Below are 21,949 nucleotides of genomic sequence, written 5' to 3'. Positions count from 1 at the left end.
CGTGTCGTCCCGGGCCTTGTCGTCCCGGGTTGTTTCCCGGGCCTTGTCTCCCGGGCTCTGTCGTGCCGGGCCCGTGGACTCAGGCCAGGCGCTGGGCGAGGGCGAGGGTGCGGCGGGCGCCCGTGACCACCGCCGCGTCGATGAAACGGCCGTCCGGCAGGGCCTGCGCGCCCGGATCCGCGGCGGCCGCCCGGATGACGGCCTCGGCGGAGTCGACCTCGGCCGGGGTGGGGAGGTAGGCCCGCTCGATGATGGGGAGCTGGCGGGGGTGGATCGCCGCGCGCCCGAGGAAGCCGAGGGCGCGGCCGCGCGCGCAGGACGAGGCCAGGCCCTCCACGTCGCGGATGTCGGGGAAGACCGACTGGGCCGGCGGCGGCAGCCCCGCCGCCCGCGCGGCCACGACCAGACGGGCCCGGGACCAGTCGAGGCCCGTGTCGTCGCGGACGCCGAGATCGGCCCGCAGATCGCTCTCGCCGAGGGAGACACCGCGCAGGGCGCGATGGGACGAGGCGATGGAGTAGGCCTGTTCGATGCCCAGAGCCGTCTCCAGCAGGGCGTAGAGCGGGATCGTGCCGCCCTCCGCCGGGATCGCGCTCTCCGCCACCCGTACGACGTCGGCGCGCGAGGTCACCTTCGGCAGCCGCAGGCCGGACAGGCCGCGCAGTGGCGAGAGCGTCTTCAGATCGGCTTCGCAGAAGGGGCCGTCGAGGGCGTTGACCCGGACGTGCACCGGGACGGGCGGCGCGTCGGCGAGCAGGTCGGCGGTGGCGGAGCGGGCGTACTCCTTGCGGTGCGGCGCGACCGCGTCCTCCAGGTCGACGAGCACGACGTCCGCGCCGGAGGCCAGAGCCTTGGCCACCACCTCGGGGCGGTCTCCCGGCGCGTACAGCCAGGTCAGCGGCAGGAGGTCCGTGGTCACAGCACCCCCTCCGCCCTCAGTTCCCGGATCTCGGTCGGCGTCAGGCCGAGTTCGCCGAGGACGGCGTCGGTGTCCGCGCCGTGCGGGCGGCCCGCCCAGTGGATCGCACCGGGTGTGGCGGAGAGCCGGAAGAGGACGTTCTGCATGCGCAGCGGGCCCAGTTCGGGGTCGTCGACGCTGGTGACCGTGTCCAGGGCCTGGTACTGGGGGTCGCTCATGACGTCCCGGACGTCCTGGACGGGCGCGATCGCCGCTTCGGCCTTCTCGAAGGCGGCGAGAACCTCGTCCCGGGTGCGTCCGGCGATCCACGCGCCCACCGCCCCGTCCAGGACGTCGGCGTGGCGTGCCCGGTCCGCGCCGGTCGCGAACCACGGTTCGTCGATCACGTCGGGGCGGCCGACCAGCCGCATCACCCGCTCGGCGATCGACTGCGCCGAGGTCGAGACCGCGACCCAGGAGCCGTCCGCCGTGCGGTAGGTGTTGCGGGGCGCGTTGTTCGCCGAGCGGTTGCCGGTGCGGGGCTGGACGTGGCCGAGCTGGTCGTACCAGATCGGCTGCGGGCCGAGGACGGTCAGGATCGGCTCGATGATCGCCATGTCGATCACCTGGCCCTCGCCGGTGCGGTCGCGGGCCCTCAGCGCGGTCAGCACGGCGTACGCGGTCGCCAGGCCGGCGATCGAGTCGGCCAGGCCGAACGGCGGGAGGGTCGGTGGCGCGTCCGGCTCGCCGGTGATCGCGGCGAAGCCGCTCATCGCCTCCGCGAGCGTGCCGAAGCCGGGGCGGTGCGCGTACGGGCCGAACTGGCCGAAGGCGGTGACCCGGGCGAGGATCAGACGCGGGTTGGCCGCGGACAGCTCCGCCCAGCCCAGGTCCCACTTCTCCAGGGTGCCCGGACGGAAGTTCTCGATGATCACGTCGGCTTCGGCGGCGAGCCGGAGCAGGGTCGCGCGGCCGCCGCGCTTCGACAGATCGAGCGTGATCGTGCGCTTGTTGCGGCCGAGGAGCTTCCACCACAGCCCGATGCCCTCCTTCGACGGGCCGTGTCCCCGGGACGGGTCCGGCTGGGTGGGGTGTTCGACCTTGACGACCTCCGCGCCGAAGTCGCCGAGCATGGTGGCGGCGAGCGGTCCGGCGAACAGGGTCGCGAGGTCGAGGACGCGCACGCCGTCGAGGGAGCCGCCCTCGCCGGGCCCGCTCACGCGCCGGCCTGGGTGTCGATCTCGGAGCGGTACGGCATCGAGGACGTCGCCCCGTGCCGCTGCACGGACACCGAGGCGGCCGCCGACGCCCACACCATGGCCTCCGACATCTCCCGGCCCTCGGCGAGTGCCACCGCCAGCGTGCCGACGAAGGTGTCGCCGGCCGCGGTGGAGTCGACGGCGGTCACCTTGGGGGCGGGCACCGTGATGGGTGCGGCGCCCCGGGTGGCGTACAGGCTGCCCTCCGCGCCGAGCGTGACGACGACCTCCGGGACCTGTTCGAGCAGGGCCGCGGCGGCCCCGCCTGGGTCGGTGAAGCCGGTCAGCGCGGCGGCCTCGTGCTGGTTGGGCACCAACAGGTCGATGGTGGACAGCAGTTGGGGCGACAGGAACTGCGCGGGGGCCGGGGTCAGGATCGTACGGACGCCGTGTCTGCGTGCGGCCTCCGCGCCGGCGAGCACGGCTTCCAGCGGGATCTCCAGCTGGAGGAGGAGCGCGTCGGCGCTGGCGATGAGACCCTCGTCGCCGGGGGCCAGGGAGGTGACGGTGCCGTTGGCGCCGGGGATGACGACGATGGCGTTTCCGCCCTCGTCGTCGACCACGATGTGCGCGGTGCCGGAGGGGCCCTCGGTGGTGCGCAGATGGTCGGTGTTCACGCCGAAGTGCTCCAGCGTGGAGCGGAGTTGGCTGCCGAAGGAGTCGGCGCCCACCGCGCCGACCAGGGAGACGTCGGCGCCCGCGTGCGCGGCGGCCACCGCCTGGTTCGCGCCCTTGCCGCCGGGGATCGTGCGGAACTCCCGTCCCGTGACGGTCTCTCCGCGCTGCGGGGCTTTGGCGACATACGCGACGAGGTCCATGTTCGTGCTGCCGAGCACGGCGATATGGGTCATGGGCGAACGGTCTCCCGTTGTGTGAGGTGGGCGAGGGCGTCGAAGCCGATGCCGTTGAAGTCGGCGACGGAGGTGGCGAGCCGGTTCTTGAGGGGGCCGGTGAAGCGGTCGGGCAGCCCGGCGGGGTCGCCTGTGAGCAGGCCGGTGATGCTTCCGGCCGTCGCGCCGTTCGAGTCGGTGTCCAGGCCGCCGGACACCGCCCGGCAGACGGAGCCGCCGAAGTCGCCGTCCGCGTGGGTGAGGGCGGCGGCGATCAGCGCGGTGTTGGGGACGGCGTGGACCCAGTGGCAGTCGCGGTGGGCGGAGTGCAGTTCGTCGACGACCGCGTCGAAGTCCTGTGTCGTACGGGCCAGCCGGACGGCGTGGCGGACCGCTCGGGCCAGCCGTGAGTCGGGCGGGACGACTCTCAGTCCGGTGCGCAGGCATTCGTGGACGTCGCGGGTCGCGCCGGCCGCCTCGGCGATGGCGGCGGCCGTGAACATCGCCGCGTAGACGCCGTTGGCCGTGTGGGTCAGGGCCGCGTCGCGGTACGCCTGTTCGGCGGCCCTCGCCGGGTCGCCCGGGTTGGTCCAGCCGTGCACGTCCGCGCGGATCAGGGCGCCGATCCACTCGCGGAACGGGTTGTGCCGGCGGGCGGTGTCCGGGGGCTCGATGCCGCCGAGGAGGTTGCGGTACGCGACGCGTTCCGCGGTGAAGGTGCGGCCGGCGGGGAGTTCGTCGAGCCAGAGGCGGGCCACGTCCGCGGTGCTGAAGTCCCGGCCGTACCGCTGGAGCAACAGCAGGTTCAGGAGGGGGTAGTTGAGGTCGTCGTCCTCCGGCATGCCGTCGATGTTCTCGGCCAGGGAGGTGGCGGCGGAGCGCCGGTTCCAGGGGTGGGCCGCCAGCAGGTCCCCAGGGACGCCCCAGGCGGTGAACCAGGTGTGCAGGGGCCAGTTGCCGGAGGCTCTCGCGAGGGCCCGGATCGCTTCGAGGGGGAGCTTCTCCACGGGTTTGCCGAGCAGGCAGCCCACGGCCCGGCCGAGCCAGGCCGCTTCCAGGCGGGCCGGGCCGGGAGCGGGCACGGGCGCGTACCGAGGGGCCGGCCAGTCGGGGCACCGGTCCTTGATCAGTGCCAGATCCGTCGGTTCGTCGTCCGCCAGCCTGCCCGGCAGGGCGGCGAGTTCGTCGAGGAGCCCGGCCGCCAGCCGGCGCAGGGACGGCGAGGCCGGGGTCGCCGACGCTCCCGCGCGCAGCGGGGCGGGCCGCCCGCCCGCCGCGTACCAGCGGGCGGCGACGCGGGCCGGGTCGCGGCCGTCCTGCACGGCCTGGTTGAGCTCGTGCCCGAGGAGGTCCTCGGGCTGGACCCAGGTCAGCCGGAGCACGGTGTGCCCGCCAGCGCGGTGTACGCCGCCTCGTGGGCCCGGCGGCGGTGGACGTCACGGTCGAAGATCTCCCGGGTCACCTCGGCCAGCGTACGCGCCGGGGCGTCCAGGTCGAGGCGGCTGGACTCGGCCACGGTCTTGGCCCAGTCGTGCGGGACCTCGGCGCCGAGCGCGCCCGCGAGCGCTCCGGCCATGGTGGCGATGGAGTCGCAGTCGCGGCCGTAGTTGACCGAACCGAGGACCGCGTGCCGGAAGTCTCCGCCCGACACCAGCAACATGCCGAGCGCGACCGGGAGTTCCTCGATGGAGTGGAGCCGGGAGGGGCGCCGGGCGCCGAGCGAGGGGGAGCGGTAGTCGGGGCCGACCGTGTCGAAGGGGGCCACCGCCCGGCGCAGCGGGACGAGGGCGGACTCGAAGTCCGTGTGCCGCGAGGCGACTTCGCAGACGGCCTCGACGGCGGCGCGGGTGCCGTCCTTGGCCAGCGACAGACAGGCGGCGACGACCGAGCCGGGGGTCGCGCCGGGGGAGCAGGCAGCCGCCACGGCCGCCGCGAAGACGCCCGCGGCCTCGCGGCCGTACGAGGACTGGTGGGCGCCCGCGACGTCGAGCGCCTCGGCGTACGCGCCCGCCGGGTTCGCCGCGTTGACCAGGCCGACCGGGGCCATGTACATCGCGGCACCGCAGTTGACGATGTTGCCCGTGCCGGCCTCCCGGGGGTCCACATGGCCGTAGTGGAGGCGGGCGACCATCCACTTCTCGGCGAGGAAGATCCGCTGGAGCGGGAGGGCCTCGGCCTCCAGTTCCGGGATCCAGCGGGGGGTCGTCATCAGGTCGGGCACGAGATGCCCGGCGACCGCGTAGGCGTCGAGGTGGTCGCGGACCTCCGCGTACACCCGTACCAGCGCATGGGTCATCAGGGTGTCGTCGGTGACGTGTCCGTCGCCCTTGTGGTACGGGGCGATGGGGCGGGCGGTGGGCCAGGCGTCGCCGTTCCAGGGGCCGACGACGCCGTGCACGCGGCCGCCGTGGCGTTCGGTGATCTGCTCGGGGGAGTACCCCTCGACGGGGCCGCCGAGGGCGTCGCCGACGGCGGCTCCGACGAGGGCCCCGGTGATCCGTTCGTCGAGGGTTCCCGTTCCTTCTCCTTTGGGCGTCATGCCCGAATCATCCCTCCGGGGTCACCGGTTCCCGGGAATCGCGCGGGTCGGCGAGTCCCGTCGCCTCCAGGAGTTCGGCGAGGCCGATGAGATCCGTGCCGGTCAGCCGGGGCAGCGCGCAGCCGGACAGCGTGCGGCAGGCGTCGCGCCAGGCGGCGGGGATCGCGGCGGCGCCGCCGATCGCCCCGGTGAGCGCTCCGGCCAGGGCGGGGGCCGAGTCGGCGACCCGGGACAGACAGGCGGCGGCCGGTACGGCCTCGGCGATCCTGCCGCGCGCGGCCAGCGCCAGGGCCAGGGCCACGGGTACGGTCTCGGCGGCCGCGATCCCGTAGCTGTAGACGTGGTCGACGATCTGGTGCTCCAGCAGGGGGACCAGGGCGAAGGTGCTCTCGCTGCCCTGGGCCAGCGTCAGGGCGTGCCGGGTGTTGCGGCCGATCTCCGTGGCGGCGGGCAGTTCGGTCAGGGCCGCCTCCACGCAGGTGCCGACGTCGTGCCCGGCGAGGGCGAGCGCCACGGCGGCGGCCATGGCGCGGGCGCCGTGCACCCCGTCGCCGTCCTGGGTGTAGCGGGCGTCGAACTCGGCCAGTTCCGCGGCGAGTCGGGGGTCTCCCGGGTGCGCCACGGCGAGTACGCAGGCCCGTACGCAGGCCGCGTCGTCGAAGTAGTGGGGGTTGTCGTGGCCGGTGGCGGGCGGGCGCAGACCGGTGGCGAGGTTGCCGAGTCCGGCCCGCACCGAGATCCGGGCGCGCAGCGGGAGCAGGGCGGACTCGACCTCGGGGGCGCGGTCCGCCGCGGCGGCGACCTCGCTGGCGACGGCGTTCCAGGACAGGTCGATGGACGCGCGCATCCTGCGGCCGAGGCTCAGGTCGCCGAGCGCGGTGGTCTCCCCGGCCCGCAGGACGGCCTCCGCCGCGAACGCCGCCCACTCGGCGTCGTCCGAGGGACCGAGCCGCAGCGGTTCGGGGGGCTGGTTCAGCGCGATCGGCACGGGCAGGGTCGTCGTCGCGTTCTGCTCCGCGAAGGTGTCCAGCTCGCGGGTCAGCCGCCGGGTCCACTCGGGCATCCGCGCGGCCCGGTGGCGGGCGGCGGGCCAGCCCGCGGCATCCCCGGCGGCCAGCCCGAGCAGCAGCCCTTCGATCCGCCGCACCCTCACGCCGACGGGTGCCGCCCGCTCCGCGGCCTCGCCAGCCTCCACGGCTTCCGCGGCCTCCGGCACCTCCGCCGCGAAGCCCTCCGGCTCGCGTACGGCTGTCGCCGAGGCGGCGCCGCCCTCGCCCGCCCGGCCGGCGGGCTCGTCACCCGCCAGGCCGGGGCTCACCGGTGCACTCCGGCGCCATCGGCGGGAGTCCCGAGCGTCTCCAGGGTCGGATCGGCGTTCCCTGCGGCGTCCGGGGGCGGATCCGCGGTCCCGCAGGCGTCCAGGGGCGGGGCCGCGCAGGTCTCGGGGGTGGGCGGTACACGGCCCCCGGCGCCCCACTTCTCCTCGTGCTCCGGGGTCAGCAGTTCCGCCACGTCCAGGATGTGGTGGCCCTCCATGGAGGGGAGGCAGCTGCCGCGGGCCGGTCCGATGGCCGCCGCCCACGCGGCGGGGATCGAGGACATGCCCCGGGAAGCGCCCGCCAGCGCCCCGGCCACCGCGGCCGTCGTGTCGGCGTCGCGACCCATGTTCACCGCGGTGAGGACCGACTCGGCGAACGCCCCGTCCGCCGCCGCGTAGGCGCCGAAGGCGAGGGCCACGGCCTCGGGGGCCAGATCGGTCCACGGGTAGCCGCCGATCACCACGGCGGTGCGCACCGCGCGTTCGCCCCGGTGCGCCACCGCGACCGCGCGGCGCAGCGAGCGGGCCGTCCATGAGTCGTCCGGGACGACGGCCAGGGCGGAGGCGACGACCGTGGCGGTGGAGGCCCCCGCCATCGCGGCGGCGACCCCGGCCGCGACGGCCTGGCCGCCGTAGATGCCCTCGCCCTCGTGGCTCACCGAGCCGTCGATCGCCACGAGCCGGGCCGCCTCGGCGGGCCGCCCGGCCGCGAAGACGCCGAAGGGTGCCGCGCGCATGGCCAGACCGTCGCTCCAGGCGTGCCGGTGCTGGGCGGAGATGGGCGCCGCGAGCCCCCGGCGCAGGTTCTCCAGCGTGCCGCGCTCACTGAACCCGGCGCCGCGGAACGGCCCCTCGTCACGGTCCGCGATCCACTGGTGCCAGGCCGACTCGACGTGCGCCACGGTCAGCGCCGAGCCGTGCCGGGCCAGCAGCAGCCCCGAGAAGATCGCGTACTCGGTGTCGTCCGTCCCGGCCGGATGCTCGGCGACGTACCCGGTGATCCGGCCCCATCTGGCGCGGATCTCCGACGGCTTCATGTTCTCGGCCGGTGCGCCCAGCGCGTCCCCGACGGCGAGTCCGAGCAGTGCGCCGCGTGCCCGGTCGCGGAGACCGGCGGCGCTCCCGGCTACCGGGGCCGAGGGAATGCAGGCGATGGAAGCCATACGTGCCTCTCTCTCAGGGCCCTGCCGGCCTGCGGAATGCGGCGCGCGGAACCCTTTGCGGATCTGTGCCACGTTGGCGGTTGACAGGAGCGTCACGGGCTCCACTGTCACCCGGTCGACATATGTGCATGACATGCCACGGATGAGCACCGAGAGGTAAAACCGCAGGTTAGCCCAGCCTTTCCTTGCTGGCGGCGGGGAATTTCGCGGCGTACTTTCAGAGTTGTCGAAAAGTGGAAGTAGTCCAATCAAGCACTCTGGGGGACCGGCATGGCGATCATCGAGACCGAGGCGACGCTCCATGTGGCGCACCGCGACAACCACACCCACCGCGACGTCAACGGTGGCTGGCTGCGCCCTGCCGTGTTCGGCGCGATGGACGGCCTGGTCTCCAACCTCGCCCTGATGACCGGCGTCGCCGGCGGGTCCGTGTCCCAGCAGACGATCGTCATCACCGGACTCGCGGGCCTGGCCGCCGGAGCCTTCTCCATGGCCGCCGGCGAATACACCTCCGTCGCCTCGCAGCGCGAGCTCGTCGAGGCGGAGCTCGCTGTCGAGCGGCGCGAGCTGCGCAAGCACCCCAAGGACGAGGAGCGCGAGCTGGCCGAGCTCTACGAGGCCCGCGGTGTCGAGCCCGAGCTGGCCCGCGAGGTCGCCCGGCAGCTCTCCCACGATCCCGAGCAGGCCCTGGAGATCCATGCCCGCGAGGAACTCGGCATCGACCCCGGCGACCTTCCCTCCCCGGCCGTCGCCGCCGTGTCCAGTTTCGGCTCGTTCGCGCTCGGCGCCCTCCTGCCCGTGCTGCCGTATCTGCTGGGCGCGACCGTGCTGTGGCCGGCGCTGCTGCTCGCCATGATCGGGCTCTTCGCGTGCGGTGCCGTCGTGGCCAAGGTGACCGCGCGGTCCTGGTGGTTCAGCGGGCTGCGGCAGCTCGCCCTCGGTGGTGCCGCGGCGGGTGTGACGTACGCCCTGGGCAGTTTGTTCGGTGCGGCCGTAGGATGAGCACTCGATCACTTATGCGAGGGACCGCATAAGTAGTTGTTACCCGGCGGTTTCGATTCCGTGGCCACTGGGAATGAGCCGTAAGCGCCGCGGGCAATGACGCCCGCGCCGCATCTCTCGCGGCGGATCACGATCTCCGCCGCGTGCCGGACCGATGGTCATCGATCTGTCCGCTTAGGTCCCTGAACTTTCCACCGCTGAGCGCGATACCCCCGCCGCGCCCCTGTGGTGTCCGCATGTTGGAACGATGTATCCGGTTTCCGAGAATCGCTCCATCATGTAACCTGCACGAAATTTTGCACCCAGCAGAGGGCCAGAGTCGTCCCTCGGCAGATGTCTTCCCAGCGCCGCAAGAGCCCGGGAGACCCCCCGCCCCGACGACGACGGGAGAGCCGATGCGTACGACGCGCCAGCCGTCCCAGCACTCCACGAACGACCAGAAGTGGTCCTTCATGGATGCTCGCCCTGCTGCGCAGGGTATGTACGACCCCCGCAACGAGCACGACGCCTGCGGCGTCGGCTTCGTGGCCACCCTCACCGGCGAGGCGAGCCATGCGCTGGTCGAGCAGGCGCTCACCGTTCTGCGCAACCTGGAACACCGCGGTGCCACCGGCTCCGAGCCCGACTCGGGTGACGGCGCGGGCATCCTCTCTCAGGTCCCGGACGCCTTCTTCCGCGAAGTGGCCGGATTCGAACTTCCCGCAGCCGGTGCGTACGCGGTGGGCATCGCCTTCCTCCCCGAGGACGGCACGGCCGACGCCGTCTCGCGGATCGAGACGATCGCCGCCGAAGAGGGCCTCACCGTCCTCGGCTGGCGCGAGGTCCCGGTCGCCCCCGAGCTCCTCGGCGCCACCGCCCGCTCGACGATGCCCGCCTTCCACCAGATCTTCGTGAGCGACGGCGAGAGCCAGGGCATCGCCCTGGACCGCACCGCGTTCGTGCTGCGCAAGCGCGCCGAACGCGAGGCCGGGGTCTACTTCCCCTCGCTGTCCGCGCGGACCATCGTCTACAAGGGCATGCTGACCACCGGCCAGCTGGAGCCCTTCTTCCCGGACCTGTCCGACCGCCGCTTCGCCTCCGCGATCGCGCTCGTGCACTCCCGGTTCTCCACCAACACCTTCCCGAGCTGGCCGCTCGCCCACCCGTACCGCTTCGTCGCGCACAACGGCGAGATCAACACGGTCAAGGGCAACCGCAACTGGATGGTCGCCCGCGAGTCCCAGCTCGCCTCGGACCTGTTCGGGGACAACGACAAGCTGCAGCGGATCTTCCCCGTCTGCACCCCCGACGCCTCCGACTCGGCCTCCTTCGACGAGGTGCTCGAACTCCTGCACCTCGGCGGCCGCTCGCTCCCGCACTCCGTGCTGATGATGATCCCGGAGGCGTGGGAGAACCACGCGTCCATGGACCCGGCCCGGCGCGCCTTCTACCAGTTCCACTCCACGATGATGGAGCCCTGGGACGGCCCGGCCTGTGTCACCTTCACCGACGGCACCCAGGTCGGCGCGGTCCTCGACCGCAACGGTCTGCGCCCCGGCCGCTACTGGGTCACCGACGAGGGTCTCGTCGTCCTCGGTTCCGAGGTCGGCGTCCTCGACATCGACCCCGCCAAGGTCGTCCGCAAGGGCCGCCTCCAGCCCGGCAAGATGTTCCTCGTCGACACCGCCGAGCACCGCATCATCGAGGACGACGAGATCAAGGCCGGCCTCGCCGCCGAGAAGCCCTACGCCGAGTGGCTGGAAGCCGGCGAGATCGAGCTCTCCGACCTCCCCGAGCGCGAGCACATCGTGCACACCCACGCCTCGGTCACCCGCCGCCAGCAGACCTTCGGCTACACCGAGGAAGAGCTGCGGATCATCCTCGCGCCGATGGCCAACACCGCCGGTGAGCCGCTCGGCTCCATGGGCACCGACTCGCCGATCGCCGCGCTCTCGCAGCGCCCGCGTCTGCTCTTCGACTACTTCACCCAGCTGTTCGCCCAGGTCACCAACCCGCCGCTGGACGCGATCCGCGAAGAGCTGGTCACCTCCCTGCACTCCTCCCTCGGCCCGGCGAGCAACCTGCTGGAGCCGACGGCCGCCTCCTGTCGCAGCGTCACCCTGCCCTTCCCGGTGATCGACAACGATGAGCTCGCCAAGCTCATCCACATCAACGCCGACGGCGACATGCCCGGCATGAAGGCCGCCACGCTCTCCGGCCTGTACCGGGTCTCCGGCGGCGGCGACTCCCTCGCCGCCCGTATCGAGGAGATCTACGCCGAGGCCGACGCCGCCATCGAGAACGGTGCCCGGCTGATCGTCCTGTCGGACCGTCACTCCGACGCCGAGCACGCGCCGATCCCCTCGCTGCTGCTCACCGCGGCCGTCCACCACCACCTCATCCGCACCAAGCAGCGCACCCAGGTGGGTCTGCTGGTCGAGGCCGGCGACGTCCGCGAGGTCCACCACGTCGCCCTGCTCATCGGCTTCGGCGCCGCGGCTGTCAACCCGTACCTCGCCATGGAGTCCGTCGAGGACCTGGTCCGCGCCGGCACCTTCCTCCAGGGCATCGAGGCCGAGCAGGCCATCCGCAACCTGATCTACGCGCTCGGCAAGGGCGTCCTGAAGGTCATGTCCAAGATGGGCATCTCGACCGTCGCCTCCTACCGCGGCGCCCAGGTCTTCGAGGCCGTCGGCCTGGAGAAGGCCTTCGTCGAGAAGTACTTCAACGGCACGGCCACCAAGATCGGCGGCGCCGGCCTCGACGTCGTCGCCAAGGAGGTCGCCGCCCGGCACGCCAAGGCCTACCCGGCCTCCGGCATCGCGCCCGCGCACCGCGCCCTGGACATAGGGGGCGAGTACCAGTGGCGCCGCGAGGGCGAGCCGCACCTGTTCGACCCGGAGACGGTCTTCCGCCTCCAGCACTCGACGCGCTCCGGCAGCTACGAGATCTTCAAGAAGTACACCGGCCGCGTGAACGAGCAGTCCGAGCGCCTGATGACGCTGCGCGGCCTGTTCGGCTTCACCTCGGACCGCACCCCGATCTCCCTCGACGAGGTCGAGCCCGTCTCCGAGATCGTCAAGCGCTTCTCCACCGGCGCCATGTCGTACGGCTCCATCTCCAAGGAGGCGCACGAGACCCTCGCCATCGCCATGAACCAGCTGGGCGGCAAGTCCAACACCGGTGAGGGCGGCGAGGACGCGGACCGGCTGTACGACCCGGCCCGCCGCTCCAGCATCAAGCAGGTCGCCTCCGGCCGCTTCGGTGTCACGAGCGAGTACCTCGTCAACGCCGACGACATCCAGATCAAGATGGCGCAGGGCGCCAAGCCCGGCGAGGGCGGCCAGCTGCCCGGCCACAAGGTCTACCCGTGGGTGGCCAAGACCCGTCACTCCACCCCGGGTGTCGGCCTGATCTCCCCGCCGCCGCACCACGACATCTACTCCATCGAGGACCTGGCTCAGCTGATCCACGACCTCAAGAACGCCAACCCGCAGGCCCGCATCCACGTGAAGCTGGTCTCCGAGGTCGGCGTCGGCACGGTCGCCGCGGGTGTCTCCAAGGCCCACGCGGACGTCGTCCTGATCTCCGGCCACGACGGCGGAACGGGCGCCTCCCCGCTGACCTCCCTCAAGCACGCGGGCGGCCCCTGGGAGCTCGGCCTCGCCGAGACCCAGCAGACCCTGCTGCTCAACGGCCTGCGCGACCGCATCGTCGTGCAGACCGACGGCCAGCTCAAGACCGGCCGCGACGTCGTCATCGCCGCGCTGCTCGGCGCCGAGGAGTTCGGTTTCGCGACCGCGCCGCTCGTCGTCTCCGGCTGCGTCATGATGCGCGTCTGCCACCTGGACACCTGCCCGGTCGGCATCGCCACGCAGAACCCGGTGCTGCGCGAGCGGTTCGCCGGCAAGGCCGAGTACATCGTCAACTTCTTCAAGTTCATCGCCGAAGAGGTCCGCGAGATCCTCGCCGAGCTCGGCTTCCGCAGCATCGAGGAGGCCGTCGGCCACGCCGAGAACCTCGACGTGGAGCGCGCCGTCACCCACTGGAAGGCGCAGGGCCTGGACCTGACCCCGCTCTTCTACGTGCCCGAACTGCCCGAGGGCGCGGCCCTGCACCAGGTCATCGAACAGGACCACGGCCTGGAGAAGGCGCTCGACAACGAGCTCATCAAGCTCGCCGCCGACGCGCTGGCCGCGGACTCCGCGACCGACGCCCAGCCGGTCCGCGCCCAGGTCGCGATCCGCAACATCAACCGGACGGTCGGCACCATGCTCGGCCACGAGGTGACGAAGAAGTTCGGCGGCGCGGGCCTGCCCGACGACACCATCGACATCACCTTCACCGGCTCGGCGGGCCAGTCCTTCGGCGCCTTCCTCCCGCGCGGCGTCACGCTGCGCCTGGAGGGCGACGCCAACGACTACGTCGGCAAGGGCCTCTCCGGCGGCCGTGTCGTCGTCCGCCCCGACCGGGGCGCCGACCACCTCGCCGAGTACTCGACGATCGCGGGCAACACCATCGCCTACGGCGCGACCGGCGGCGAGCTGTTCCTGCGCGGCCGCACCGGCGAGCGCTTCTGCGTCCGCAACTCCGGCGCGCTGGTGGTCTCCGAGGGCGTGGGCGACCACGGCTGCGAGTACATGACCGGCGGTCACGCGGTCGTCCTCGGCGAGACGGGCCGCAACTTCGCGGCCGGCATGTCCGGCGGTGTCGCCTACGTGATCGACCTCGACCGCGACAACGTGAACGTCGCCAGCGTGAACGCCGTCGAGGAGCTCGACGACACCGACAGGCAGTGGCTGCACGACGTCGTGCGCCGCCACGCGGAGGAGACCGCTTCGACGGTCGCCGAGAAGCTGCTCGCCGAGTGGCCCGCCGCCGTGGAGCGCTTCAGCAAGATCATTCCCAGCACCTACAAGGCAGTGCTCGCCGCCAAGGACGCCGCCGAGCGAGCCGGACTCGACGAGTCCGAGATCACCGAGAAGATGATGGAGGCGGCGACCAATGGCTGATCCCAAGGGCTTTCTGAACCACGGCCGTGAGGTCGCCAAGTCCCGTCCCGTGGACGTGCGCCTCAAGGACTGGAACGAGGTCTACGTTCCGGGCTCGCTGCTCCCGATCATCTCCCAGCAGGCCTCGCGCTGCATGGACTGCGGCATCCCGTTCTGCCACAACGGTTGTCCGCTGGGCAACCTGATCCCCGAGTGGAACGACTACGCGTACCGCGAGGACTGGCAGGCCGCCTCCGAGCGCCTGCACGCCACGAACAACTTCCCGGAGTTCACGGGCCGGCTGTGCCCCGCGCCGTGCGAGTCCGCGTGTGTGCTGGGCATCAACCAGCCCGCCGTGACCATCAAGAACGTCGAGGTCTCGATCATCGACAAGGCGTGGGACACGGGCGACGTCGCCCCGCAGATCCCCGAGCGCCTGTCGGGCAAGACGGTCGCGGTCATCGGTTCGGGCCCCGCCGGTCTCGCCGCGGCGCAGCAGCTCACGCGGGCCGGTCACACGGTCGCCGTGTACGAGCGTGCCGACCGCGTCGGCGGTCTGCTCCGCTACGGCATCCCCGAGTTCAAGATGGAGAAGCGGCACATCAACCGCCGCATCGAGCAGATGCGCGCGGAGGGCACCCGCTTCCGCACGGGCATCGAGATCGGCCGCGACCTCAAGGCGACGGACCTGCGCAAGCGGTACGACGCCGTGGTCATCGCCGCCGGCGCCACGACCGCCCGTGACCTGCCCGTCCCCGGGCGGGAGCTGAGCGGCATCCACCAGGCCATGGAGTACCTGCCGCTGGCCAACAAGGTGCAGGAGGGCGACTTCGTGGCGCCCCCGATCACCGCCGAGGGCAAGCACGTCGTGGTCATCGGCGGCGGCGACACGGGCGCGGACTGTGTGGGCACCGCCCACCGCCAGGGCGCGGCCTCGGTCACGCAGCTGGAGATCATGCCGCGGCCGGGCGAGGAGCGGAACCCGGGCCAGCCCTGGCCGACGTTCCCGATGCTCTACAAGGTCACCTCCGCGCACGAGGAGGGCGGCGAGCGCGTCTACGCGGTCTCCACCACCCACTTCGAGGGCGACGAGGACGGCAACGTCCAGTGGCTGCACCTGGTGGAGGTAGAGTTCACCGGCGGCAAGCTGAACCAGAAGCCGGGCACGGAGCGCAAGATCCCCGCCCAGCTGGTGACGCTGGCGATGGGGTTCACCGGCACGGACGTCGAGAACGGCGTGGTCTCGCAGTTCGGCCTGGAGCTCGACGAGCGCGGCAACATCGCCCGCGACGCCGACTTCGCGACCAACGTTCCCGGTGTGTTCGTCGCCGGTGACGCGGGCCGAGGCCAGTCCCTCATCGTCTGGGCCATCGCGGAGGGCCGCTCGGCCGCCCGTGGTGTCGACCGCTTCCTCACCGGAGCGAGCGACCTGCCGGCCCCGATCCGCCCGACGGACCGCTCGCTGACGGTCTGACCCATGGATGCGTGACCTGACACGGTCACTCGAGAACGTCCCGCACAAAGGCGTGCGGAACACGAGACGGCGCCTGCCCCACTGTCCCCGACCGGACGACCGGGCAGGCGCCGCCGCATGCCCGCACCCGTCCGGCGCCTACGGCACGCGGTAGGTCTCGCCGTACACCTTCCACTCCAGCGGGGTGCGCAGGCCGAGGTTTCCCTCGTCGAGGAACCGGCGCTGGGCCGTGTCGACGCGGGTGGTGTCGCGGTCGGGGTTCTCGGACTTCATGGCCGCGCGGCGGATGTCCAGGAAGGTGCCGAGGTACGTCTTCTCGTCGCCGCCCCCGGACGGCGGGTCCGCCTCGCGCAGGGTGCGCTCGCGCAGCCCGTGGAAGCTGTGGCCGCCGGTGCCCGGACCGTGCATCACCATGGCGTCGTAGTAGAGGAACTGGCCGAGCGTGCCGAGGCCGTCGAGCTTGGCGAGCCGGACGGCGGGGCCGAAGTAGACCCGGTCGCGCTCGGCGTCCTGGGCCTCGCGGAACGCGGCGAGGGTGGCCTCGTGGCGCCAGGCCGCGGTGAAGCCCGGGTCCAGGCCCTCGTGGGAGTCCGTGCCGTCGACCTCGCGCAGGGCCGGGAGATAGCGGGCGAGCCCGTTGCCCGGGTGCGCCCGGGTGTAGCGCTCGACGAGGGTGAGCAGATCGTGGGTGCCGGTGCAGAAGCCGACGACGCCCGCCGTGTAGCCCTGGCCGTCACCGATGTCCTCGATGTAGCCGTACGCCTCGTGCCAGTTCAGCGTGGAGTTCTCGGCACTCGCCACGATCTGCTGGGCGAGCTCCTTCTTGGCCGGAGCGGCGAGGCCCGCCGGCATGTCGGCGACACGCCCGTCGTCGGCCGTGCGCTCCGCCCCGTCCTTCGCACGGGACCGCGACGCGGCCGAGGGGCCGCCCCTGGCGTCGGCCGTGGCGTGCTCGGGCGTGGTGAGGTGGACCGCCGCCGTGATCAGCAGGAGGGCGAGGGCGATGAACAGATAACCCGCGCGTTTCATGCCGCACACGGTACGCACGGGCGACGGGACCGGCGGGAAGGCCGGGGGGCCGTACGGGTGACGCACGGATGTGCCCCGGGACCCGGCACGGGGGCGCCGCTTCGGCCACGTCACCGGTCCGGCCACGTCACCGGTCCGGCCACCGGAGCGTTCGGCCCAGGCGTTCGGGCCAGGACTTCCGGGCGGGGCACGCGTCGCGTCCGCGCGGTGCCCGATCCGCGGGCGGCCGGCGGCTGTTGGCCCGCCCCGGGCATCGCGGCGGGTACCCGTGCCGGGCACGGCGGCGGGTACCCGTTGCCGGGCATCGCGGCGCAGGTCCGCCTCCGGCACCGTGGCGGGAGTCCGCCTCCCGCACCGGGACGGGTGTCCGTGCCGGGCATTGCGGCGGGGATCCTTGCCCGGCGCGGGCCCCCGACGTTCGCTCCCGTGCTACACCGCGCCCGTCCGCAGCGCCGACACCTTCAGCACCGTGAGGACCACCAGCAGGGCGAGAAGGCCCACGCAGACGGACGCCTGGATCAGGGTTCGGCGGCGGTCGCGGGGTGCGTACGCGTAGGCGGCGGTCACGAGCCCGCCCGCCAGCAGCCCGCCGAGGTGCCCCTGCCAGGACGTGAGCCCCGCCGAGATCAGGAGCCAGATCAGCAGACCCGCCATGAACCGGTTGATGTTCCCCATGTCCGCGCCCAGGCGGCGGCCCATCACGTAGTACGCGGCGCTGATGCCGAAGATCGCGCCGGACGCGCCGATCGTCTGCTGGTCCGGCGCGATCAGCAGCACGAGGACCGAGCCGCCGAGCGCCGACAGCAGATACAGCGCGAGGTAGCGGACCCGGCCGAGCTGGGACTCGACGATCCGGCCGACGTTCCACAGCGCGAACATGTTCATCACGATGTGGGCGATCCCGAACGTGCCCTCCGTGGGCGGCAGATGCAGGAACGCGCCGGTCAGCAGCCGGTACCACTCCCCGTCGACGAGGCCCTCCGCGTGATAGGACGCGGGGTACGCGGCGTCCCAGAGGTAGTGGAGCCCGTCCGAGTCCACCAGACCCGCGCCGAGCATCGAGAACCGGTCCACGACCGAGGCGCGCAGCAGTTCGGCCAGATAGGCCAGCACGTTCAGACCGATGAGGACGTACGTCACCGCCGGCACCGTCGATATCCGGCCGCCGAAGGCCGTGCGGGCCTGCCGGACGGACCTCGCGCCCTCCTTCACGCACTCCACGCACTGATGGCCGACGGCCGCCTCGCGCATACAGCTCGGACATATGTAGCGGTCGCATCGGGTGCAGCGCACATGCGACTCCACCTTGGGGTGGCGGTAGCAGGTGGTGACGGCGGACTCGGACTCCACGGCCGGCTCCTAGGAACGCACGGGTACAGGGGAAAGTGAGCCGGTGGGGACGGCGATGATCAAAATATCCAACGTGCCGGACGGCGGGTAACGGCAGGGCTACGATTTGCGGCGGCCGCCGGCGAACGCCGGTTGCCCGCGCCGGGGATCGACCGGCGCCGTGACGTCAGACCCTGCCGGATTCGTGGCCAACACCGCACCCGTGACGCCCCGTTGGCTTCGGCCGCCCGGCGTGCCACCCTGGTGGGCCGAGGGGAGCGGCGAATGGGCGCACGAGAGATCGACTCCGGCCGGACCGCGGGGACTTCGGCGGAGAAGGCACCCGGGGGCGGGACCGCGCAGGCCTCGGGCGGTACGGGGACCGTACGGGCCCGGCGCGCGCCGGAGACCGGCAAAGGGGAGAGGCTCGCCGACTGGGCCGACGGACGGCTGGGCGTCTACTCGCTGGCCAAGGCCAACATGCGCAAGGTCTTCCCGGACCACTGGTCGTTCATGCTGGGCGAGGTCTGCCTCTACAGCTTCCTCGTCCTGATCCTCACCGGCATCTATCTGACCCTGTTCTTCGAGCCGAGCGGCGTCGAGGTCGTCTACCACGGCTCCTACGGGCCGCTGAACGGCATCGTCATGACACGGGCCTACGAGTCCACGCTCGACATCAGCTTCGACGTGCGCGGCGGGCTGCTGATCCGGCAGATCCACCACTGGGCGGCGCTCGTCTTCCTCGCCGGGATGCTCGTGCACATGATGCGGGTGTTCTTCACCGGCGCGTTCCGCAAGCCGCGCGAGGTCAACTGGCTCTTCGGCTGGACCCTGCTGATGCTCGGCCTCATCACCGGGCTGACCGGCTACTCGCTCCCCGACGACCTGCTCTCCGGCACCGGCGTCCGCTTCGCGCAGGGCGCCATCCTGTCCATCCCGGTCGTGGGGACGTACATCTCCTTCTTCCTGTTCGGCGGGGAGTTCCCGGGGCACGACATCATCCCGCGGTTCTTCCCGATCCACGTCCTGCTGCTGCCGGGCATCATGCTGGGACTGGTCGTCGCCCATCTGATCCTGGTCTTCTACCACAAGCACACGCAGTACCCGGGGCCCGGACGGGACCAGAAGTCGGTCGTCGGCATGCCCTTCATGCCCGTCTACATGGCCAAGGCCGGCGGCTTCTTCTTCCTGGTCTTCGGCGTCCTGTCGGTCATGGGCGCGATCGCCACCATCAACCCCGTGTGGGCGTTCGGGCCCTACCGCCCCGACCTGGTGACCACCGGCGCCCAGCCCGACTGGTACCTCGGCTTCTCCGAAGGACTCATCCGCGTGATGCCGGGATGGGAGATCAACGCCTTCGGCCACACCCTCCAGCTGGGCGTCTTCATCCCCTTCTCGCTCTTCCCGCTCATCATGGCCGCCATCGCCGTCTACCCGTTCATCGAGGCCTGGGTCACCGGCGACAAGCGCGAGCACCACATCCTGGACCGGCCGCGCAACGTACCCACCCGCACCGCCCTCGGCGTCGCCTGGCTGACGCTGTACGCCGTCCTGCTGGTCGGCGGCGGCAACGACCTGTGGGCCACCCACTTCCATCTCTCGATCAACGCGATCACCTGGTTCGTCCGCGTCGCCGTCTTCGCCGGGCCCGCACTCGCCTACGTCGTCACGAAGAGGATCTGCCTCGGGCTGCAACGGGCCGACCGGGAACAGGTGTTGCACGGACGTGAGACCGGCACCATCAAGCGCCTTCCGCACGGCGAGTACGTCGAGGTCCACGAACCGCTCACCCCGGGCCGGCGGTTCACCCTCACCCAGCACGAACAGGCGCCGCCCTACGAGGTCGGCCCGCTCGTCGACGCGAACGGGGTGGCCCGCCGCGTAGGCCCGGCCGCCAGGCTGCGCGCCCGGCTGGCGCGCGCCCTGTACGGGCCCGGCACCAGGATCCCGAAGCCCACGGCGGAGGAGTACCGGGCGCTCACGAACGGGGACGACCAGCACCACTGAGACCGGCCAGCGCCTCGGCCCTGCACTCGGCCGGGGTGCCCCAGGCCGTCCGCAGGGCGCGGGCCTTGGTGAACCAGAGGGACAGGTCGTACTCGGCCGTGTAACCGATCGCGCCGTGCAGCTGCAACGCGGCCCGCGCCGTGGCGTACGCGGCCTCGCACGCCGTGACCTTCGCGGCGGCGACCTCCGCCGGCGCCGGCGACAGCGCGGCCCCGAACAGCAGCGGGCGCGCGAACTCCAGGGCGATCATCGCGTCCGCGAGCCGGTGCTTGACCGCCTGGAACGAGCCGACGGGAACACCGAACTGGGTCCGCTGCCCGACGTAGGCGACGGTCCGGCCGAGGAGCGCGAGGCCCACTCCGAGGGCCTGGGCCGCGGTGGCGAGCCGGGCCCAGGCCAGCGCCCGGAGCGCGGCGCGGGCGACCTGCGGGCCCGCCGCCAGGAGTTCACCGCCGCCCTGCGCACGCGCGAGCCTGCGGGCCCGGTCCACGGACACCCGCACCGGGCCGGGTCCGGGCGCGAGCCACAGACCCCGGCCGTCCACCGCGAGCAGCACCGTCGCCGCGTCCGCGTCGAGCGCCGGAGCACCGTCCGGGGCGAACGTGGCCACGCTCTTGCCCGAGGCGAGCCCCGGCAGCAGCCGTTCGGCCGGACCCGGCTCGCCCAGCGAGCTCAGCTCGCCCAGCAGTACGGCGGCGGCCACCGTCTCCACCACCGGACCCGGAACCGCGTGCCGGCCCAACTCCACAAAAGCGACCGCCAGTTCCACCGGAAGCAGGCCCGCCCCCTCGTACGCCTCCGGGACCGCCAGAGCGAACACGCCCGCCTCGGCCAGCCGCGACCACAGGACCCGCCCCGGCGCGTGGTCGCCGTCCGCCCACGCCCGCACCGCCGACGGAGTGTCCGCGGACGCCAGCATCGCGTCCAGGGACGAGGCGAAGGCCCGCTGTTCGGCGTCGAGCAGGAAGCGCATCAGCGGCGGCCCTTCGGAAGGCCGAGCAGCCGCTCGGCGACGATGTCGCGCTGGATCTCGTTCGTGCCCGCGTAGATCGGGCCCGCGAGCGCGAACACGTACCCCTCGCACCACCCGCTGTCCGCGAACTCGCCCTCGGCGCCCAGCAGATCGAGCGCCGTCTCGTGCAGCGCTATGTCCAGCTCCGACCAGAACACCTTGTTCAGGCTGGACTCCGGCCCGATGCCCTCCCCTTCGAGCAACCGGGAGGCGTGGGCGTACGCGAAGAGCTGGTAGGCGCGCGCGCCGATCACCGCGTCGGCCACCCGGTCGCGCAGGGCCGAGTCGGACGGGTCGCCGTGGGCCTGCCACAGTGCGGCCAGCCGGTCCGCGGCGGCCAGGAAACGGCCCGGCGAACGCAACGTCAGACCGCGCTCGTCGCCCGCCGTCGACATCGCCACCCGCCAGCCCTGCCCCGGCTCGCCGATCACGTCCTCGTCGGGGACGAACACATCGTCCAGGAACAGCTCCGCGAAGGCCGGCCTGCCGTCCAGGCGCCCGATCGGGCGGACCGTCACACCCGGCGCGCGCAGGTCGAACATCAGGTACGTCAGGCCCTGGTGGGGCTTCGCCAGGCCCGGCTCACTGCGGAACAGGCCGAAGGCGCGATCGGCGAACGCGGCCCGCGACGACCACGTCTTCAGCCCCCGCAGCAGCCAGCCGCCGTCCACCCGCACCGCGCGCGATCTCAGCGAGGCCAGGTCCGAACCCGCCTCGGGCTCGGACCAGGCCTGCGCCCAGACCACCTCGCCCGTGGCCATCGAAGGCAGCACACGCGCGCGCTGCTCCGCGGTGCCGTGGCCGAAGAGGGTCGGCGCGAGCAGGCTGATGCCGTTCTGCCCGACCCGGCCCGGCGCGCCCGCCGCGTGGTACTCCTCCTCGAACGCCAGCCAGCGCACGAGGTCCGCGTCCCGGCCGCCGTACTCCGCCGGCCACGACACCACCGACCAGCGGTCCGTGGCCAGTTCGGCCTCCCACGCGCGATGCGCGGCGAAGCCCTCCGCGGTCTCCAGGGAGGGCAGCGCGGCCGCCGGGACATGGGCGTCCAGCCAGGCACGGGCCTCGGCGCGGAACGCCTCGTCCGCGGGGGAGCGGGTGAGATCCATCGGCGGCACCTTC

Annotated in this window: 15 protein-coding genes; 4 read left to right on the top strand and 11 right to left on the bottom strand. The window is 72.6% G+C overall.

The features are described from left to right. Window positions 1-79: 79 nt before the first annotated feature. The 7 genes from OG410_RS12095 to OG410_RS12065 form a co-directional block, all read right to left on the bottom strand. Window positions 80-919 (bottom strand): HpcH/HpaI aldolase/citrate lyase family protein, encoded by an 840-nt coding sequence (locus OG410_RS12095; RefSeq protein WP_329299129.1) that lies wholly within the window; start codon window positions 917-919, stop codon window positions 80-82. Then, entirely contained in the window at window positions 916-2,118 is a 1,203-nt protein-coding gene (locus tag OG410_RS12090; protein ID WP_329299128.1) for a CaiB/BaiF CoA transferase family protein, read from the bottom strand. Before OG410_RS12090 ends, OG410_RS12095 begins: the two co-directional genes overlap by 4 nt. After that, complete coding sequence (rbsK, locus tag OG410_RS12085; RefSeq protein WP_329299127.1) at window positions 2,115-3,008, bottom strand: ribokinase; 894 nt, start codon at window positions 3,006-3,008, stop codon at window positions 2,115-2,117. Before rbsK ends, OG410_RS12090 begins: the two co-directional genes overlap by 4 nt. Beyond that, on the bottom strand, window positions 3,005-4,369 hold the full coding sequence (locus OG410_RS12080; RefSeq protein ID WP_329299126.1) for an ADP-ribosylglycohydrolase family protein: 1,365 nt from the start codon (window positions 4,367-4,369) through the stop codon (window positions 3,005-3,007). Before OG410_RS12080 ends, rbsK begins: the two co-directional genes overlap by 4 nt. Beyond that, window positions 4,357-5,526 (bottom strand): ADP-ribosylglycohydrolase family protein, encoded by a 1,170-nt coding sequence (locus OG410_RS12075; RefSeq protein ID WP_329299125.1) that lies wholly within the window; start codon window positions 5,524-5,526, stop codon window positions 4,357-4,359. Before OG410_RS12075 ends, OG410_RS12080 begins: the two co-directional genes overlap by 13 nt. A 7-nt stretch (window positions 5,527-5,533) precedes the next feature. Then, window positions 5,534-6,742, bottom strand: coding sequence for an ADP-ribosylglycohydrolase family protein (locus OG410_RS12070; RefSeq protein ID WP_443063884.1), 1,209 nt, complete (start codon window positions 6,740-6,742; stop codon window positions 5,534-5,536). A 98-nt stretch (window positions 6,743-6,840) separates the two neighbouring features. Continuing rightward, complete coding sequence (locus OG410_RS12065) at window positions 6,841-8,007, bottom strand: ADP-ribosylglycohydrolase family protein (RefSeq protein ID WP_329299123.1); 1,167 nt, start codon at window positions 8,005-8,007, stop codon at window positions 6,841-6,843. Between the two features lie 270 nt (window positions 8,008-8,277). Here OG410_RS12065 and OG410_RS12060 point away from each other — a divergent pair, with 270 nt between their 5' ends. The 3 genes from OG410_RS12060 to OG410_RS12050 all read left to right on the top strand — a co-directional run bounded on the left by OG410_RS12060 (window position 8,278) and on the right by OG410_RS12050 (window position 15,453). Continuing rightward, complete coding sequence (locus OG410_RS12060; RefSeq protein WP_329299122.1) at window positions 8,278-9,009, top strand: VIT1/CCC1 transporter family protein; 732 nt, start codon at window positions 8,278-8,280, stop codon at window positions 9,007-9,009. A 395-nt stretch (window positions 9,010-9,404) separates the two neighbouring features. After that, a complete protein-coding gene (gene gltB, locus OG410_RS12055) occupies window positions 9,405-14,000 on the top strand; it encodes a glutamate synthase large subunit (protein ID WP_329299121.1) in 4,596 nt (1,531 codons plus the stop codon). Further along, the gene (locus OG410_RS12050) at window positions 13,993-15,453 is read left to right on the top strand and encodes a glutamate synthase subunit beta (RefSeq protein WP_329299120.1); all 1,461 of its coding nucleotides are present in this window, start codon (window positions 13,993-13,995) and stop codon (window positions 15,451-15,453) included. Before gltB ends, OG410_RS12050 begins: the two co-directional genes overlap by 8 nt. Before the next feature lie 138 nt (window positions 15,454-15,591). Here the strand turns inward: OG410_RS12050 and OG410_RS12045 are convergent, their stop codons facing one another. Both OG410_RS12045 and OG410_RS12040 read right to left on the bottom strand, forming a co-directional pair. Continuing rightward, window positions 15,592-16,482 (bottom strand): chitosanase, encoded by an 891-nt coding sequence (locus tag OG410_RS12045; protein ID WP_329299119.1) that lies wholly within the window; start codon window positions 16,480-16,482, stop codon window positions 15,592-15,594. Window positions 16,483-16,911: 429 nt separating this feature from the next. Then, complete coding sequence (locus OG410_RS12040; protein WP_329299118.1) at window positions 16,912-17,832, bottom strand: rhomboid family intramembrane serine protease; 921 nt, start codon at window positions 17,830-17,832, stop codon at window positions 16,912-16,914. 264 nt (window positions 17,833-18,096) lie between these two features. Here OG410_RS12040 and qcrB point away from each other — a divergent pair, with 264 nt between their 5' ends. Next, a complete protein-coding gene (gene qcrB, locus OG410_RS12035) occupies window positions 18,097-19,818 on the top strand; it encodes a cytochrome bc1 complex cytochrome b subunit (RefSeq protein WP_329299117.1) in 1,722 nt (573 codons plus the stop codon). Here the strand turns inward: qcrB and OG410_RS12030 are convergent. Both OG410_RS12030 and OG410_RS12025 read right to left on the bottom strand, forming a co-directional pair. Further along, on the bottom strand, window positions 19,790-20,791 hold the full coding sequence (locus OG410_RS12030; protein ID WP_329299116.1) for an acyl-CoA dehydrogenase family protein: 1,002 nt from the start codon (window positions 20,789-20,791) through the stop codon (window positions 19,790-19,792). The genes qcrB and OG410_RS12030 overlap by 29 nt on opposite strands. Then, window positions 20,791-21,936 carry an acyl-CoA dehydrogenase family protein gene (locus OG410_RS12025; RefSeq protein WP_329299115.1) on the bottom strand — a complete coding sequence of 382 codons (1,146 nt, stop codon included), beginning with the start codon at window positions 21,934-21,936 and terminating at the stop codon, window positions 20,791-20,793. The genes OG410_RS12030 and OG410_RS12025 overlap by 1 nt, the downstream gene beginning before the upstream one ends. Between the last annotated feature and the right edge of the window lie 13 nt (window positions 21,937-21,949).

Source organism: Streptomyces sp. NBC_00659, from assembly GCF_036226925.1.
Taxonomy (GTDB): domain Bacteria; phylum Actinomycetota; class Actinomycetes; order Streptomycetales; family Streptomycetaceae; genus Streptomyces.
This window is presented reverse-complemented; position numbering and strand designations above follow the sequence as displayed.

What these genes read in the sequence shown, in the direction of transcription:
- rbsK (WP_329299127.1), bottom strand. Translation starts at nt 3,008, where the DNA reads ATGACCCATATCGCCGTGCTCGGCAGCACGAACATGGACCTCGTCGCG.
- OG410_RS12075 (WP_329299125.1), bottom strand. Translation starts at nt 5,526, where the DNA reads ATGACGCCCAAAGGAGAAGGAACGGGAACCCTCGACGAACGGATCACC.
- OG410_RS12065 (WP_329299123.1), bottom strand. Translation starts at nt 8,007, where the DNA reads ATGGCTTCCATCGCCTGCATTCCCTCGGCCCCGGTAGCCGGGAGCGCC.
- OG410_RS12060 (WP_329299122.1), top strand. Translation starts at nt 8,278, where the DNA reads ATGGCGATCATCGAGACCGAGGCGACGCTCCATGTGGCGCACCGCGAC.
- gltB (WP_329299121.1), top strand. Translation starts at nt 9,405, where the DNA reads ATGCGTACGACGCGCCAGCCGTCCCAGCACTCCACGAACGACCAGAAG.
- OG410_RS12050 (WP_329299120.1), top strand. Translation starts at nt 13,993, where the DNA reads ATGGCTGATCCCAAGGGCTTTCTGAACCACGGCCGTGAGGTCGCCAAG.
- OG410_RS12045 (WP_329299119.1), bottom strand. Translation starts at nt 16,482, where the DNA reads ATGAAACGCGCGGGTTATCTGTTCATCGCCCTCGCCCTCCTGCTGATC.
- qcrB (WP_329299117.1), top strand. Translation starts at nt 18,097, where the DNA reads ATGGGCGCACGAGAGATCGACTCCGGCCGGACCGCGGGGACTTCGGCG.
- OG410_RS12030 (WP_329299116.1), bottom strand. Translation starts at nt 20,791, where the DNA reads ATGCGCTTCCTGCTCGACGCCGAACAGCGGGCCTTCGCCTCGTCCCTG.
- OG410_RS12025 (WP_329299115.1), bottom strand. Translation starts at nt 21,936, where the DNA reads ATGGATCTCACCCGCTCCCCCGCGGACGAGGCGTTCCGCGCCGAGGCC.